The following is a 16,812-nucleotide window of genomic DNA, read 5'->3' on the forward strand; positions in this document are numbered from 1 at the left end:
TCACCTTTCCTGTATGTTTAAAAACTCTCGATAGTCTTTTCCTTTATTTGCTCTAGGCAAACATATGTTTAATTATAACATGGAATAGGGGGGGAGACAAGGAATACCTGTTTCGTTACAAAGGAACTTATAAATTGGCTGACTGATAAGGAAATAATTATGTTTGTGTGGTTTCTCCGCTGGTTTGGGCTGCCTGCTGTCCGGCTACAACAGCAGAGCTATTATCGGAAGATGTCTTTGGTTCCAGATTGCTTCTTTGAACAGATATAGTTGCAAGAGTACTGCTGATCTGGGATAATATTACAGCTATCAGGTCGAGTTCATCTGTAGTTTTACCTTTTGCAATCGATATGGCAAGAGAAGCGGCAAGAGCCGCCAATTCTTCCGGACACATAAAATCACCTCTCACCAGTATATGAAAAATGAAAGAAAGAGTGTTAAGTCTATCAAAAAAATATTAAACGAAACAAAGTCACCTTCTGTAATTCTCTTGATTTCGTATTGCCTTGTTAAATATTTGTTTACATCAAGTTTTTAATACTATATAATGGGAGAAGAGGTGATTGTGATGGATTTTAAGGATGACAAGTATTTAAAGGCTCTTATTCAGGGAATGAAAAAACTGGATTATGTAGATCCGGATGATATTCCAGGCATTGATTTATATATGGATCAGGTCACAACTTTTATGGACGAGCATCTGAAATCTTCAAAGCGTTACAATGAGGATAAGCTGCTTACAAAGACCATGATTAACAACTATACAAAGAATGAGCTTCTGCCGCCGCCCAATAAGAAGAAATATTCGAAAGAGCACATGCTGATGCTGATATTCATTTATTATTTTAAGAATATTCTTAGTATCAACGATATTCAGCAGATATTTAATCCCTTAACAGAAAAATACTGGGAAGATTCGGAGATTGGTCTGGAAGAGATATATAAAGAAGTATTTAGATATGAAGAAGAGCAGATGGACAATCTGTTAAAAGATGTTATCAGAAAGTATAGGAAGTCTCAGGAGACCTTTAAAGACGTAAAATCTCCGGAAGATAAAGAATTCTTAAACATGTTCTCCTTTATCTGTATGTTGGGATTTGATGTATATCTCAAAAAACAAATGATTGAGAAGCTGATTGATGATGCAACGAATGAAATTAAGAAAAAACAATAAAAGTCTGACTTTAAGGCGAATAGCCTTTCAGACAGACTTTTTATTATTTAATCGTTTTTAATTTCTTCCCCTTCGGAAAACTCGTCTTCTTTATAGTCGGATATTCTTGAAAAAACCATATCATATCCGTCTTTTCCATAATTCAAGGAACGGTTTACCCGGCTGATAGTAGCGGTTGAGGCACCGGTCTTTTCAGCAATTTCTAAGTATGTCTTATGGTCGCGCAGCATTCTTGCAACTTCAAAACGCTGTGATAATGACAAGAGTTCATTTACCGTACAGATATCTTCAAAGAAAGTATAGCATTCTTCCTGGCTTTTCAGACTTAGGATAGCTTCAAATAAATAATCCACAGCATGGGTTCTTATATTTTTACTCAATTTTTCATCTCCTGTTGTTATATTCTAAGGGTTGCTTTGATACTATCATTTTAACACTACGCAGAATTAAAGTAAAGAGATATTTTTATTGTGTGAATGCTTATAAATGCAAGTATTACCGCGGGTGAAAGAGCTTTTTAGCAAAAAGCATAAAAGACATGGTAGACATGGATGTCCGTAGTTCGAAAACAAAGTGTAAAAAACAGGAAAAAATTATAAAAGAGTAGATTATTGCAATAAATTTATATCAAGATTACCTTGAAGGGTATATTTGGAATAATCCATTAATAATAAATTGATAGAGAAGAGTGAAAGAAAATAGTATTGATTGAAAGGATTGCCACAGACAGATTCTTTCGCTCATTATGTTTGTGGCAGTATCACAGGCAAACTGTGATAGGAAATGGGTGTAAATATGGAAACAGAATTATACGAAGCAATGTACAAACGAAAATCTGTAAGAAAATATGATATGGCACCTTTGGATAGCAGTATATTACAGAGTATAAAAGAATTTGGCGAGACAGTGGAGCCTTTGGTTTCCGGAATCAATGTAAAGTTTGGTTTCTTTTCCAATGAAGAGGTTAAGAGTCTGATGGCGATAAAAGCCCCTCATTATGTTGGAATTTATTCTGAGAATAAAGAAAATTATCTTCTGAATGCAGGTTATATGCTGCAGCAGATGGATTTATTTCTTTCTAAAAATAATCTGGGCAGCTGTTGGCTTGGAATGGCGAAACCTTCGGCAGCCTTACCGGAATCCATGGATGGCCTTTCTTTTGTGATTATGCTAGCTTTTGGAAAAGCACAGGAAGAGGTGCATAGAAACAGCACAGATGAGTTCAAAAGGAAGGATATGAACGAAATTACTGATAGGAAGGATGGCACAGAGCTATTAGAAGCTGTCCGCCTGGCTCCCTCTGCAACAAATTCTCAGAATTGGTATTTCACCGGTGATAGTGATAATATCATTGCATGCAGAAAGCATACCGGGCTTCTCAAAGAACCGATTATGGCAAGGCTAAATACCATTGATATGGGGATTGCATTATGCCATCTGAGCTTATCCATTAAAAATCAGGGAAAATCCATGAAGGTAGAATTTAATAAGACTCCCGTACCGAAGGGGTTCATCTATCTTGCTACCATAGGAACCGTTTAATGCAGAGGTTCATTATTCAAATTAAAATCTTGCAGTAGGATTCACCACTTAAAGGAACTCCTTTAAGTGGTGTTTTTTAGAATAATTCAATTTATCAGGAAACTTTTTCATGGTCTTGACATATATATTTATATATCGTAATATATGAATATTGAGATATAGAAGCAATTAATTTATCTAAAATATATTTATGTTTTCCAAAGTGAGGTTTTTATGGATAATAATGTGAATCATTACAATGAAGCGGCAGAGATGCTTAAAGTACTTGCACATCCTGTACGTTTGTGCATGGTAAAGGGGCTGCTGGAGAAGGGGGAGTGCAATGTAAGTTATATGTATACCTGTTTAAATGCTCCTCAGTCCACGATATCCCAGCATTTACAGAAACTAAAGTCAGCCGGAATTATAGAAGGCCGCAGAGAAGGGCTGGAAATCTATTACAGCGTCTGCGATGAGAGAGTGTCGGAATTAATAAAGATACTGATTAAATAATAATTCTGAAAGGAAGGTCCGAAAACGTGGCGAAGAAAGTATTGATAGTAGGCGGTGTTGCAGGCGGAGCCTCTGCAGCAGCACGACTTAGAAGATTAGATGAAAATATTGAAATAATTATGTTTGAAAGAGATGGTTATATCTCCTATGCAAATTGCGGACTCCCTTATTATATTGGTGACGCTATTAAGGAACGAGAAAAGCTGCTGGTACAGACACCTCAGGCAATGAAGGATAGATTTCAAATTGATGTCCGAATTCATAGTGAGGTAATTGCAGTTGATACAGCAAAAAGATGCGTTACTGTGCAGAGCAAGGAGAGAGGAATCTATGAGGAAAGCTTTGATGACCTGATACTTTCCCCGGGGGCGAAGGCGTTACGGCCGGGAATACCTGGAATAGACAGCAGCCATATCTACACACTTCGGAATGTTCCGGATACCGACAAGATTAAAAGAGTAGTAGAAGAGAAAAAGCCCTCCAGTGCAATTGTAATCGGCGGTGGTTTTGTCGGAGTAGAGATGGCTGAGAATCTGAAGGAAAAGGGTACCAGGACTGCTATAGTGGAAGCAGCCCCTCATATTCTAGCACCTTTTGATGAGGATATGGTTATATCCGCGGAAAGAGAACTAGTGCAGAATGGTATCCGCTTATTCTTAAACGATGGTATCACCGGATTCTCTGATACGGAACATTGTGTAAAAGTACAGTTAAAGAGCGGCAGGGTATTGGAAGCAGAGCTTGTTATTCTTGCTATGGGAGTCAGACCGGATACCGAGTTTCTTCGCAACAGTGGAATTGAATTGGGAGAAAGAGGACACATTAAGGTAAATGAACGGCTTCAGACCAATATAGAAGGCATCTATGCAGTAGGTGATGCCATAGAAGGTGTGGATTATGTAACAGGCAGTAAAACTGCCGTGGCGCTAGCCGGGCCTGCCAATAAGCAGGGGAGGATTGCAGCAGATAATATAGCTGGGATTCCCTCTGTCTTTGAAGGATTTCTTGGAACCTCCATCATAAAAGTATTTGACCTGACAGTAGCCAGAACAGGGGCGAATGAGAGAACCTTAAAAGCGGCAGGTATAAACTACAAATCCGTACATCTCTATCCTATGTCTCATGCTTCTTATTATCCCGGAGCCTTTAACATATCTCTAAAGCTGCTCTTTGACATGGAAGGAAAGATACTAGGAGCACAGGCAACAGGCTATGAAGGTGTTGACAAACGTATTGATGTAATCTCTACGGTCATGACCTTAAAGGGAACCACAGAGGATCTGACCAAGCTGGATTTATCTTATGCACCGCCTTTTTCCTCAGCCAAAGACCCGGTTAATATGGCCGGATACGCAGCGGAAAATGTAAGGAAAGGTCTTAGTCACGTGACGACCTGGGAGAAAGTATATGATGAGACGGAGGAATATCAATTCCTGGATGTGAGAAATGCGGAAGAATATGACCTTGGACATATGGATGGTTCCGTCAATATTCCTGTGAATGAACTAAGAGGAAGATTGGATGAACTTGACAGGAATAAAAAGATTATTCTCTACTGTCAGGTTGGCCTTAGAGGGTATATAGCAGACCGGATTCTCACCCAAAAAGGCTACGAGGTTCAGAATGTCAGCGGCGGTTATCTAAGTGCCAAAGATTTTCTCTATCAGATCGAAAGAGAGGAAAGCAATGAAAGCAATGAAAGAGAAGAAATACGTGCGGCTGAAATCTCAGATACACCCATTGCAAGTAATATGGCGTTAGAGCAGAAGAATGATAGGAGTAAAGCTGTGGGAAGCGATAAAGAAACTGTGGATATCAAGATTGACAAGACTTTGGACTGTACAGGAATCTGCTGCCCAGGCCCACTGCTTCGTGTAAAAGAAGCGGTAGATCAGTTAAAGGTAGGAGAGGTGCTAAAAGCCAATGCTTCCGACCCGGGATTTTATGAAGACGTTAATGCCTGGTGTAAAAATACCGGTAATCAACTACTATCCAGAGAGAGAGAAAAGGGTGGAATTACTGCGCTTATCAAAAAAGGAGCAGCAAAGTTAGAGGAAGAAGCATCTGTAAGTAATAAGAATAACAAGACTATGGTTGTATTCAGCGGTGATCTGGATAAAGCCATTGCATCCTTCATTATAGCAAACGGTGCTGCTTCCATGGGAAGGAAGGTTACCATGTTCTTTACCTTCTGGGGACTGAATATTCTAAGAAAACCTGAAAAAGTAAAATTGAAAAAAGGTTTTATGGATGGTATGTTTGGTAAGATGATGCCTAGAGGAAGCCGAAAGCTTAAACTATCAAATATGAACATGATGGGGATGGGAGCTAAGATGATTCGCAAAGTTATGAATGATAAAAACGTGGAATCACTGGAGAGCCTGATCCGTACAGCAATGGGAAATGGTGTTGAGATCGTAGCCTGCCAGATGTCTATGGATGTGATGGGATTGAGGCAGGAGGAACTAATGGATGGAATTAAGATTGGCGGCGTCGGGTATTATCTGGGAGAAGCGGAAGAGTCTAATGTAAATCTGTTTATCTAAAAATTGGAGTGTATTGAATTTGGAGTAAAAGGTACGGTTATCGGACAGCTGAATGGATATTCCTTCACTGTTTTATGACGGTACCTTTTTGCAATATCGGTTAAAGCCCTTTAATACAGCAGTGAAGCTTACATTTTATTTGTATTTATCTGATGGATAAGGTAAAATACCTCTATTGGGTTAGAATAAGAGAAGAGAAAAAAATGAGTATAAATGAATTTAATGAATTGAATGAACAAGAATATTATAAAGATTGCACCCTCTGTCCGAGAAACTGCCATGTAAACCGTGTTAAGGGCAGCCTTGGCTACTGCAGGGCGGGGGCTGAGGTAACGGCTGCCAGAGCTGCACTCCACTTTTGGGAGGAACCCTGTATCTCCGGAACAAATGGCTCCGGGACAGTGTTTTTTTCGGGCTGTTCCTTAGGCTGCGTATATTGTCAGAACTATGATATTTCTAGTTATCAAGCCGGTAAAAAGATATCAAAGGAGCGATTAGCGGAGATCTTCTTAGAGCTTCAGGAGCAAAAAGCGCATAACATCAATCTGGTAACTCCCGGTCATTATGTACCATCAATCGTAAATGCTGTTCAGCGTGCAAGAGCTATGGGGCTTATCATTCCCATAGTATATAACAGCAGCGGGTATGAAAAGGTAGATACAATTAAGATGTTAGAGGGAATTGTGGATATTTACCTGCCGGATTTTAAGTATCTGGGGGAGATAATGGCAAACCGTTATTCAAAAAGCAGTGATTATTTTCAGATTGCTTCCCAAGCTATTAAGGAAATGGTGCGCCAGACCGGAGAAGCCGTTTTTGAGGATGAAATCATGAAAAAAGGTGTAATTGTAAGACATCTGCTGCTGCCCGGAGGATTGGAAGACTCGAAAAGAGTAATAAAGTACCTGTATGAAACTTATCAAGATACTATCTTTATCAGTATCATGAATCAATATACCCCTCTCGAACAGGTAAAGGAATATCCCGAAATAAACCGGAAGGTTACAGAGGAAGAATACGATGACCTGGTGGACTATGCTCTGGAATTAGGAGTTGAAAACGGATTTATACAGGAAGGGGAAACTGCTTCGGAAAGCTTTATTCCTGCTTTTGATTATCAGGGAATATAGGGGGAGAAAAGGTTAATTTAATCTATTTTTACTCATATATATGCTAAATAGTGTAATTAAGATCTGTTAGACAAGAGTAATCTATAAGATGGAATTCTATTATGTTCCGAGTTATGGAAGCTGAACTAAGAGATTAAATATATAATAAATAATTAAGTGAATTAAGAGATTTGTTTATATATCAGTAACATCAGCAGGCAAGTACAGTGCAATTGTGCGGAAATGAAAGGAAAATATATGAATCAGAAAGTACAAAAAGGTTATCCGAGAGCAAAGGAAAGCTTTCAGGATACACAAGCTAAAAAGACCGATAAAAAAGCTCCTAAATGGGTATCAGAAAAGAAATCAGCAGTGAATGAGAAGGTAATTGATGCTGTAAATAAGGGAAAGAGAAAGACAAGAGAAACCTCGCAAAATATTGAAAATGAAAAAATAGATTATAAGGCAAATGGATTTCCGAAAAATCCCGCAAAAGCTTCAAATAATAAAAGTAATTTTACATCCTTAAAGCAAAAAGGTAATACTACGATAGATAGAGAAGAAAGAAGAACAGAAGAAAGAAATACAGGATACAAGAAAGTAAGTGATAAAGTAAGACAGCCTGGCAAAAATTTCGAGGGGACTTCCTACAAAAAAACAAGTGATACCGGAAACAGGAATTCCGAAAGAGTGGCTAATAGAAACATAGATCAAAAGACTAATCGTACTGGTAAACAGCAAGCTATTAGAGCTGCAGATACATGTCCATATAGAAGAGACTGCGGCGGCTGCAGAATCCATGAGAAAGAATATAAAGACCATTTAGCAGAGAAACAAAAATATGTAAAAGAATTAATAGGTGAGTACTGTTCGGTAGGACAGATCGTTGGTATGGAAGATCCTACCCACTATCGGAACAAAGTTCATGTTGTATTTGACAGGGACCGCAGAGGCAATGCAATATCCGGTGTATATGAAGAAGGAAGCCATAGAGTTGTACCAATTGAGAGATGCTTGATTCATAATCAAAAGGCAGATGAAATTATAGCTTCCATACGAGGATTGTTAAAATCCTTCAAAATAAAAACCTATGACGAAGATACCGGTTATGGACTACTTCGCCATGTATTAATACGTACTGGATATCACAGCAATGAGATAATGGTGGTATTGGTTATTGGCTCACCAATCTTTCCGTCAAAAAATAACTTTGTTAAAGCCATCAGACAGCTTCATCCTGAGATTTCTACAATCGTGGTAAATGTTAACGGTAAGAATACCAGTATGATACTTGGGGACAAGGAACAAATTCTATACGGAAAAGGATACATTGAAGACACCCTTTGTGAGAAGGTATTCCGTATCTCCCCCAAATCCTTCTATCAGGTAAATCCTACTCAAACTGAAAAACTCTATCGCCTTGGTATGGATATGGCAGGACTTACCGGAAAAGAAACTGTATTGGATGCTTATTGTGGTATCGGAACCATCGGCTTAATTGCTGCTGATAAAGCTGCAAAAGTTATTAGCGTTGAACTGAACAAAGATGCTGTAGAAGACGCCAGGGTAAATGCAAAAAGAAATAACGTATCCAATATCCAGTTTTATCTCAAGGATGCTGGTGAATTTATGGAACAGCTGGCAGAACAGCAGGAAAATATAGATGTCGTATTTATGGACCCTCCAAGAGCCGGAAGTGATGAAAAATTCCTTGGTTCTTTGGTGACCTTAAAACCGAAGAAGGTGGTTTATATATCCTGTAATCCAGTGACTTTGAAAAGGGATTTGGAGTATCTGACGAAGAAGGGGTATAAGGCGGAAAAAGCAGTACCGGTGGATATGTTCCCTTGGACGAATCACGTTGAGACTATAATTTTGCTTACCAAGAAATGATAAGCAAAATTTGAGCGTCCATTCATGTGGAGACGTGCGTTTTATTAACTCGAAAAAATACTGCTGATTATAAATTGAGATTGAAATAAAACACTGATAAATATATGAGCTATTATTAATCGATGTATTAAGATTAATAATAGCTTATTTTTTTAACTTGACATACGGTACACCATATGCATTAAAACAAACCAACAAAATAAGCAATTAGCAAACCGTATAACTCGTCTATATGACCCAATTGGGCAACCTCTTCGGGAAGAAATGACTAAGCCGTTGTCAGCGATTAGGAGCGCTCAGACCGCTTAAAAATATTTGTGCCAATTTGCATATTGTCTCAGGCGTTTCAGCAAACCCCTCATTGATCCATATTGAAAGCAGTGAGCAGACAGTTGAAGCAATAAAGCCGATCACATATTTTTCAGTCCCTTCTTCGATTTCCGATATCTGTCGGATTTCGAACAGTACAGTGATATTTGAGGTAATGGTTTTGTCAATTAAGAATAATAGATTATTCTTTGAGAGCAATAGCAAAAGCTCTCTGTTAATCAGCATAAACGTAAAGAAGTTCATAAGCTGGATATAAGCATTGTTTTCATTGCGATAATCAGTATAATATAGCCGTATCATACCATCCAACAGGAATATTAAAATCTCATCCTTTGCTTCAAAGTTCCTGTAAAATGTCTGTCTTACGATTTGAGCTTCCTGACAGATCTGTGTGATTGTAATGTCCTTATAAGGATATTGCTTCATCAAGGTAATCAATGCATCTTTAATCATATTTCTGGAAGCAATAGCCTGTAAGTTGTCATTCGTTGCATACATGTTACAAAACCTCCGGTTTGTCTAACTTTATTCAAAAGACTTGTATTTCTTGTTGACTGTATTATAATAACATACACAAATAAATGATACAAGTGTTACATGTGTCATTTGTCTAATTTAAGAAGAAATACTGGAAAGGAAGATCATACATGAGTACTACAAAATATGATGTTATCGTTGTTGGAGCTGGCCCCGGAGGCAGCGCTGCTGCCGCTTTGCTTGCAAAAGAAGGAAAAAGGGTTATGCTCGTGGATAAGAACAAATCTGCTGGTGGAAGAATGATGACAATTCACGATAAGGAAGGTTTCCACTATGAACTGTTTCCAATCAGCGGTTGTCCTACTGAGGGATCACAGATGGAACATGTCCTTGAGTTGATTGGAAAGACGGATGCGGTCAAGCGAATAAAACCCAATGAACTGGGGTTGGTTGACCTTATGTGTTTAATGAATTCCAAGGGAGAACTACGCTGGCACGAGATGAGTGAGATGGGCAAAAAAATGCTACATTCTCTGCACATTTCACCCATGAATCCCATGCATGCTCTCGGATTAAACAGAGTAAAGAAATTCTTTAAAGCAATCATGACTATGCCGGAAGGGGAAATCAACAAGCTCTATAACATATCAGCTGAGGAATTTGTTGATAGCTACGGCCCGTTTCCAGGCTTATTCCGAACATTTACTCTGTTCATCTGCGAAGGTGCATTTGAAATGACCTGCGACAAGGTACCTGCGGCGGACTACATTCGATTTTATCAAGAATCGAACAAATTTGGATCAGGACGCTATTATGAATATGGTTTTGGGCGTGTATTTGAAGTATATGCCGAAACGGTGAAAGAGCTCGGAGGAACAGTACTCTACAATACACGAGTTAAGAGCATTGATGTCGAGGGCGGTATCGCTAAGGGTATTACTTTACAAAACGGTGATCAATACATGGCCGATATCGTGATCAGTGACGCTGGAATCCGCCAGACAGTCCTCCATCTTATCGGTGAAGAAAAATTTGATTTGGCTTACGTTAACCGCATCAAGTCTCTTCTGCCAAACCTAGCCTGCGTGGGGTACCGTTGGTTTTTGGACGCACCTGTCCTCAAAAGTCCTTCGTTGGTCTTCTTCCCAGAGGGTGGCCTTCACTCGTGGGATGAGTTTAAAGCGATGTCGGAGGGCAAAAGGGATATTCAAAATTACATTTATTTTGGCACGACATCCCTTTTTCCGAACACAGCTCCGGAGGGAAAGCAACTTGTATATGCTGTTATGTCGTGCTACCCGAACCCGAAGATTGATACTAAACCTATGCTTGAATATATTAAAAACATGATACATAGAATACAGCCGGATCTTTTTGACCACATCTATAAGACTGAGATTATGAGCGTTGAGCAGTCCGCTACATTTGGCACAGATAAAATGGCATCAGACTTCGGAGGTGAATCTTACGGAGTAGCCAATGCTATCGGTCAGTCAGGCGATCAGCGACCCAACGCTAAGTCTCCCATAAAAAATTTGTATTACGTCGGTAATGATGCAGGAGGTTGGGGAATGGGTACTAATCAGGCGGTAGACTCAGCTGTGAACGTTGTCAATCTAATTTTAAATTAACAGAATTATCTCAAGATACCTTGCGCAAAATAAGTTGTTCAAGATTGGCCAGAAGCGATTGGACTTCGTCGAAAAAGTGAGAGTATTTGTGCTAGAGAACTTTTGCCTTGGTCAGAGTCACTGTCAGCAGAATGCCGGAAATCTATCGTTAATAAGTAATCATTTCGTGCCGCCTGCAATGGCGGCATTCATTTTATATTGGTACGCTGATTTACCGATTACAAAAAAACTGTGAGAAGTTTTATGTTTACACACTACTTCTCACAGTCTCTAATATGATTTTTCAATTTCAGCTTTTTAATGGATCGGACTTTCTTATGAAAAATTCGAATCTCATTCAAAAGGTCAATAAAATCTTGACCGGTTTGTGATCTTAAAATAGATGACAGATAGTTCTCATCAAGGTGGAACTCTCTGGCTATATCTGCAAGTGTTAGTTCTTCTTTGCAATGCAGATGCAAGTAGTAAATTACCTGCGAATAAAGCTTGGAAGGTACTATCTCAATGTTTTCTGATTCATAATTGACAAAATGCGATCTTTTAAATTCCTCAGGTTCCATATTCTTCATTTTAATAAATGCTTTTAAAAATATTCGTGTATTTTTATATCCTAACAGGTTAGAAAGCAATGGCACAGACAAATCAAAAACTATGAGAAGAAAACAGGCATTTCTTATGCGGATTTCATCCAATAGATTATTAAAGTTAAGACCTGTGTGGCGTTTTAATAGAATGTTCAAATCTTTTTCGCTTAAATTAAATTTTTCTGCAATAGTTGACAGTGTAATATCTGTACGGTAGAGTAAATGAATAAAATTTATGATATCCCAAATGACATGATTGTTTTCAACTGTAATGTGTTTAACAATCTCCGATGTTGATTTTCTCATGCGGTCAAACAAAACTAAAACTTCAACTATTTTTGCATAGATTAATGGGTCTTTCCAATGATTTTGATCTGTATATTCCCGTAAAAGATGTTTAAATATATCTGATACACGTTTAAAATCAGGTCCTTCAAAATAAACATATGATAAAGCATCCAAATTGCCTAAAATCAAATCGTCAAGTTCAGAATTTGCGTGGGCTCTAGTGAATATTTCTAAATCAAAGAAACATGTTATTGTCTCAAGCAGATTATTTGTATCGGGTATAATTTCGTGCATATGCCATGGGAGCATAATGCATAAAGAACCACTTTTTAGCTCATATCCCATTCCGTTAACGATTACCTTACCTTGACCGGAAAGTACGAGCATCATTTCTATAAAGGTATGCTTGTGAATAGGAATATATTTATTATTACATGAATAAGCTATATGATATTGACCAATATCCCTTTTTAAATTATTTTGTACATATTCCACTGGCAGCACCTCATAAATTAAATTGAATTTGATAAATAAGTAATCATTAAGTCAACCCAATAATCAGTATGATGTATCAAATCAGCCTAAGGACGATACCTCTTGACTTTCTGCCTCATTTATATTTGTCTCAACGCTTCTGTATTTTCCAGGTGAAATTCCCTTCAAACTTTTAAAAACCCGAAAAAAGGTTTCAATAGTATTAAAGCCCACGTCAAAGCCAATTTCATATATAGGCTTGTCGGTGGCTTTTAGAAGGGAACAAGCATGGAAAATTCGAATTTGGTGTAAAAGGTCAATAAAGCTTTGACCTGTTTGAACTTTCACAAGATTGCAGAAATAGTTTTTGTTATAATGTAATTGGCTTGCTATGTCTTCTAAGGTTAATTCTTCTTTGTAATGCAGATGTAAATAGTAAATTAACTGTGAATATATATTTGAAGAAAAGGTCAGGTTATTTTCTGTTATATTATTGCTGAAATATACTTTTCTAAAGTCCTCAGGTGCAAGACATTTTATTTTCTTGAAGGCTCTGAAAAATGCTTGTTTATTTTTATAGCCAACAAGAAGGGCAATATGTGAAAAAGATAATCCGGAAAGCATAAGTGCACAGACATTCCGTATCCGGATTTCATCCAATAAATCATTAAAATTTGATCCTGTTTGATGTTTTATGAGCATATTCAAATGTGACTTACTGTAATGAAATTTATCTGCTAAATTTGTAAGTGATATGTCCTTGTTATAATTAAAATGAATGAAACTAATAATATCCCAAATACTTATATTTTTCTGTAGCTTTAAAGCGGTATCTTCTGATACCGATTGTTCTCTTCTTTTACGGTTGAATAAAACGAGAATTTCAGCAATCTTTACTTCAAAAATTGTTTTCTTCCACTGTTTGATATCTGCATACTCTATTAATAGTTCATTAATTGCCCCATTAATATATTCATATTCTAAACCTTCAAAATGCACGTAAGGTAGGCTATCCATATCGTTGAAAAGTAGTTCGCCAAGTTCTAAACAAGGATTACTATCCATTAAAGCATCCAAACCAAAGCTTAATGATACCATTTCAAGTGGAGTTTCTGAAGCAGGTATTATTTCGTGCATATGCCATGGAAGAATTATGTTTAAAGAGCCGCTTTTAAGCTCATACTCAAATCCGTTCACAATTTGCCTACCATATCCTGATAGAACAAATTCCATTTCTATGAAATCATGTCTGTGCATGGATATACTTTGATAAAGGCGAGTATTCCGCATGAAGTAAGGAAATAGATCATTTTGTAGATCTTGACTTTTAATGTAAAGCGGAATTTTCATCATGGTCTGCATCTCCTAATATGGAATAAATTTATATGAATTATACAATTAATACTCACTTTATTATTACATTAAAACGTCAGAAATTCAACTATATAAAAATACCTTTCACTTAAAAACAGGCTTGAATAATATGAGGGTTAAGCTCTGCAACACCTGGAGTTAAAGGGTTTAAGAGGTTCATGACAGATTTCTGGACAAATTCTATCTATTTAAGATAATCCAAATTGATATATGCTGCTTAATAAATATCAATGATTCAAATATAGCCTGTGCTATTCTTAAACCGTATCCTTGGTTTTTGAATACATAATTTTTTCTAACTAAAAAGCAGGTAGTTTTTTTAAGGAGGGTTTTTTAAATGTACAAGATTGATTTAAACGGAAAATGGAAAATGAAAAATGTTGCAGAAGAAGAGTGGATTGAAGCAAAAGTCCCAGGAACTGTTTTTGCTGATTTGCAAAATGCAGGACTTGTTGATGATCCATTTTTCAGAGACAATGAGGTCAAGATACAAGATTTGTTTTTTGAGGATTATGAATATGCCTGTGAATTTGAAGTTTTAAGCAACCATCTAGGGAACGATGAAGTGGTGCTTTGGTGCGAGGGTATTGATACTGTAGCCGACATTTATTTAAACAAACAACTGGTTGCTAAAACCGAAAATATGCACCGGACATACAAGTTTGATATCAAGAAAAATCTTGTGATTGGTACAAATGAAATTCATATTGTATTGCATTCACCTAAGAAGTATATTGAAAGCAAAGCAGTGTTAAGCAGATTTCCAAGTCTTGCAGCGAATAACGGAATAGATCAAATTAGAAAAGCACAATGTACCTTTGGGTGGGATTGGGGGCTAAGCCTGCCGGATTCAGGTATATGGAGAAATATATATATCGAGTGCAGTAATACAGCGGTAATAGACGAATTTTATATAACACAGCAACATGAAAAGGATAAAGTTACACTGCAGGCAAATATTAATTTCAAGATATGGAATGACAAGCCTCTTAATGCTGTGATAATAGTAACCGGGCCGGATAAAAAAACAATAATTGCTAAAGGGCCGGTTGATGCGGTTAATAAGAAATATGTTGCAAATATTGAGATTGCTGATCCGAAGCTCTGGTGGCCGAATGGATATGGTGAACAGCCGATGTATGAAGTATCGATGCTTTTAATGGTCGAAGATACTTTAATTGACTCCAAAAAGGTAAACATAGGTTTAAGAACAATCGTGTTAAGGTGTGAAGAAGATGAATGGGGTAAATCATATGAATTTGTTGTTAATGGCAAAGCACTTTTCTTAAGAGGTTCAAACCTTATTATTGAAGACAGCGTAATTGCCAGATACTCCAGGGAGCGTACCGAAAAAATGCTTAAGGACTGTGCAGAAGCGAATTTTAACTGTGTGAGGGTATGGGGAGGAGCCCTTTATCCTAATGATGATTTTTATGAGACATGTGACCGGCTGGGATTGGTACTTTATCATGATTTTATGTTTGCGTGCAATGCTTACCCTGTATATGAAGAGTTCCTCGAGAATGTAAGGGAAGAAATCAGAGATAACGTAAAAAGAATCAGACATCATGCATGCCTGGGCTTGTGGAATGGAAGTAATGAAATAGAAATTGTTTTAGACTTGTTTGTTAGTAAGAGTCCTGAAATGGAAGAAATAAGGAAAGGTTTTGGGCTTCCCCGGTTTGATGTTGATGAAAGTCTTATAAAAGGGGAATATCTAAAGCTTTTTGCAGAAATAATACCTGAATTGATTAAGGAACTCGATCCGCAGCGTTCATATGTGCGAAGCTCTCCCTCAAACGATGTATATTTTGACCATTTAAGTGAGAATAGAGGGGATTCTCATTACTATATCGGTAATGGAAATACGACTCCTTACAGAAAGCAGCGTGAACATTATTGGAGATTTGTGTCTGAAATGGGATTCCAGAGCTATCCCAGCATGAAAACAATTAAGGCTTTCACATTACCTGAAGACCGCTATCCTGATTCACCAATAATGTATAAACACCAAAAGAGCGTGTATGGAAATAAGGTTATTGAAATGTATATGCAGCAAGACTTCAATATACCGGAGGATTTTGGGCTGTACATTTATACATCACAGATTCTGGCTGGTGAAGTCCTGAAATATGCAGCAGAGCACATGCGTAGAAACCGAGGCCGCTGTATGGGAATGATAACCTGGCAGTTAAATGACTGTTGGCCAGTAATTTCATGGGCTGGTAGGGATTACTTTGGTAGATGGAAGGCGCAGTTGTATTATTCAAAGCGTTTTTTTGCACCAGTCCTGGTTTCGGCATGTGATGAGGGCTCAAGAGTAGGAATCTATGTAACAAATGATACCTTTGACACAATAGATGGAACTTTGAAATGGGAACTAAAAGACAATAGGTCTGATGTTATAGCTAATGGAGCGGAAGAAGTGAGCATAGAGCCACTTTCTGCAAAAAACTATATACAGCTTGATTTTTCTGATGAAGTAAAGGATTTTAGACCTGAGGACTATTACATAGAATTTTCATTGGCATCGGGAGCAAATGAATTAGGTAGAGGGACAACTATATTTGTACCTGCAAAGGAATTTAAATTCTTGAATCCTGAAATAAATGTTTTGGTAGAGGAGAATGAAACATCCTTTATTTTGAAGGTGAAATCAGCAGCCTATGCAAGATCGGTAGGATTAGATCTTGAAAAAGCGGATTGCATTTTCAGTGACAATTATTTCGATATCTCGGCAAATGCAGTTAAAGTTATTGAGGTCAAGAAATCCAGCCTTTCAGAAAAGCTTATTATTGACCAGTTCAGGGATCAGCTTACAGTAGTAAGTGTTTATGATATCGCAAAAAATGCCGGTAGTTTATAAGACTCGATAAATAAAAAACGAAGGGGAAATAA

General features: G+C 37.5%; 13 protein-coding genes. 8 read left to right on the forward strand and 5 right to left on the reverse strand.

Features of this window, described 5'->3' with window-relative positions; genetic code table 11:
* Positions 1–157: 157 nt before the first annotated feature.
* On the reverse strand, positions 158–394 hold the full coding sequence (locus bsdcttw_RS07795) for a DUF6774 domain-containing protein (protein WP_185258816.1): 237 nt from the start codon (positions 392–394) through the stop codon (positions 158–160).
* Between the two features lie 174 nt (positions 395–568).
* On the opposite strand from bsdcttw_RS07795, the gene bsdcttw_RS07800 reads away from it, so the two are divergent.
* On the forward strand, positions 569–1,174 hold the full coding sequence (locus bsdcttw_RS07800) for a DUF1836 domain-containing protein (RefSeq protein ID WP_185258817.1): 606 nt from the start codon (positions 569–571) through the stop codon (positions 1,172–1,174).
* Positions 1,175–1,221: 47 nt separating this feature from the next.
* Here bsdcttw_RS07800 and bsdcttw_RS07805 read toward each other — a convergent pair whose 3' ends face one another.
* Positions 1,222–1,554, reverse strand: coding sequence for a YerC/YecD family TrpR-related protein (locus tag bsdcttw_RS07805; RefSeq protein WP_185258818.1), 333 nt, complete (start codon positions 1,552–1,554; stop codon positions 1,222–1,224).
* 415 nt (positions 1,555–1,969) lie between these two features.
* Here bsdcttw_RS07805 and bsdcttw_RS07810 point away from each other — a divergent pair, with 415 nt between their 5' ends.
* The 5 genes from bsdcttw_RS07810 to rlmD all read left to right on the forward strand — a co-directional run bounded on the left by bsdcttw_RS07810 (position 1,970) and on the right by rlmD (position 8,756).
* Positions 1,970–2,716 carry a nitroreductase family protein gene (locus bsdcttw_RS07810; RefSeq protein ID WP_185258819.1) on the forward strand — a complete coding sequence of 249 codons (747 nt, stop codon included), beginning with the start codon at positions 1,970–1,972 and terminating at the stop codon, positions 2,714–2,716.
* A 213-nt stretch (positions 2,717–2,929) separates the two neighbouring features.
* Entirely contained in the window at positions 2,930–3,208 is a 279-nt protein-coding gene (locus tag bsdcttw_RS07815; RefSeq protein WP_185258820.1) for an ArsR/SmtB family transcription factor, read from the forward strand.
* Between the two features lie 26 nt (positions 3,209–3,234).
* Positions 3,235–5,754 carry a CoA-disulfide reductase gene (locus bsdcttw_RS07820; RefSeq protein WP_185258821.1) on the forward strand — a complete coding sequence of 840 codons (2,520 nt, stop codon included), beginning with the start codon at positions 3,235–3,237 and terminating at the stop codon, positions 5,752–5,754.
* 203 nt (positions 5,755–5,957) lie between these two features.
* Complete coding sequence (locus tag bsdcttw_RS07825) at positions 5,958–6,884, forward strand: radical SAM protein (protein WP_185259744.1); 927 nt, start codon at positions 5,958–5,960, stop codon at positions 6,882–6,884.
* Between the two features lie 237 nt (positions 6,885–7,121).
* Positions 7,122–8,756 carry a 23S rRNA (uracil(1939)-C(5))-methyltransferase RlmD gene (gene rlmD, locus bsdcttw_RS07830; RefSeq protein WP_185258822.1) on the forward strand — a complete coding sequence of 545 codons (1,635 nt, stop codon included), beginning with the start codon at positions 7,122–7,124 and terminating at the stop codon, positions 8,754–8,756.
* A gap of 279 nt (positions 8,757–9,035) precedes the next feature.
* Here rlmD and bsdcttw_RS07835 read toward each other — a convergent pair whose 3' ends face one another.
* Positions 9,036–9,584 (reverse strand): TetR/AcrR family transcriptional regulator, encoded by a 549-nt coding sequence (locus tag bsdcttw_RS07835; protein WP_185258823.1) that lies wholly within the window; start codon positions 9,582–9,584, stop codon positions 9,036–9,038.
* Between the two features lie 149 nt (positions 9,585–9,733).
* Between bsdcttw_RS07835 and bsdcttw_RS07840 the strand changes: the two genes are divergently transcribed.
* Entirely contained in the window at positions 9,734–11,194 is a 1,461-nt protein-coding gene (locus tag bsdcttw_RS07840; protein WP_185258824.1) for a phytoene desaturase family protein, read from the forward strand.
* Between the two features lie 254 nt (positions 11,195–11,448).
* Here bsdcttw_RS07840 and bsdcttw_RS07845 read toward each other — a convergent pair whose 3' ends face one another.
* Entirely contained in the window at positions 11,449–12,561 is a 1,113-nt protein-coding gene (locus tag bsdcttw_RS07845) for an AraC family transcriptional regulator (protein ID WP_185258825.1), read from the reverse strand.
* 81 nt (positions 12,562–12,642) lie between these two features.
* Complete coding sequence (locus bsdcttw_RS07850; RefSeq protein ID WP_185258826.1) at positions 12,643–13,893, reverse strand: helix-turn-helix domain-containing protein; 1,251 nt, start codon at positions 13,891–13,893, stop codon at positions 12,643–12,645.
* A gap of 358 nt (positions 13,894–14,251) precedes the next feature.
* Here bsdcttw_RS07850 and bsdcttw_RS07855 point away from each other — a divergent pair, with 358 nt between their 5' ends.
* Entirely contained in the window at positions 14,252–16,780 is a 2,529-nt protein-coding gene (locus bsdcttw_RS07855) for a beta-mannosidase (RefSeq protein WP_185258827.1), read from the forward strand.
* Positions 16,781–16,812 lie beyond the last annotated feature (32 nt).

The sequence above is a fragment of the Anaerocolumna chitinilytica genome, from assembly GCF_014218355.1.
Lineage (GTDB): Bacteria > Bacillota > Clostridia > Lachnospirales > Lachnospiraceae > Anaerocolumna > Anaerocolumna chitinilytica.

Excerpts from the sequence above, each read along its gene's own strand:
- bsdcttw_RS07795 (WP_185258816.1), bottom strand. The coding sequence starts at position 394 with ATGTGTCCGGAAGAATTGGCGGCTCTTGCCGCTTCTCTTGCCATATCG.
- bsdcttw_RS07800 (WP_185258817.1), top strand. The coding sequence starts at position 569 with ATGGATTTTAAGGATGACAAGTATTTAAAGGCTCTTATTCAGGGAATG.
- bsdcttw_RS07810 (WP_185258819.1), top strand. The coding sequence starts at position 1,970 with ATGGAAACAGAATTATACGAAGCAATGTACAAACGAAAATCTGTAAGA.
- bsdcttw_RS07815 (WP_185258820.1), top strand. The coding sequence starts at position 2,930 with ATGGATAATAATGTGAATCATTACAATGAAGCGGCAGAGATGCTTAAA.
- bsdcttw_RS07825 (WP_185259744.1), top strand. The coding sequence starts at position 5,958 with ATGAGTATAAATGAATTTAATGAATTGAATGAACAAGAATATTATAAA.
- rlmD (WP_185258822.1), top strand. The coding sequence starts at position 7,122 with ATGAATCAGAAAGTACAAAAAGGTTATCCGAGAGCAAAGGAAAGCTTT.
- bsdcttw_RS07835 (WP_185258823.1), bottom strand. The coding sequence starts at position 9,584 with ATGTATGCAACGAATGACAACTTACAGGCTATTGCTTCCAGAAATATG.
- bsdcttw_RS07840 (WP_185258824.1), top strand. The coding sequence starts at position 9,734 with ATGAGTACTACAAAATATGATGTTATCGTTGTTGGAGCTGGCCCCGGA.
- bsdcttw_RS07850 (WP_185258826.1), bottom strand. The coding sequence starts at position 13,893 with ATGATGAAAATTCCGCTTTACATTAAAAGTCAAGATCTACAAAATGAT.
- bsdcttw_RS07855 (WP_185258827.1), top strand. The coding sequence starts at position 14,252 with ATGTACAAGATTGATTTAAACGGAAAATGGAAAATGAAAAATGTTGCA.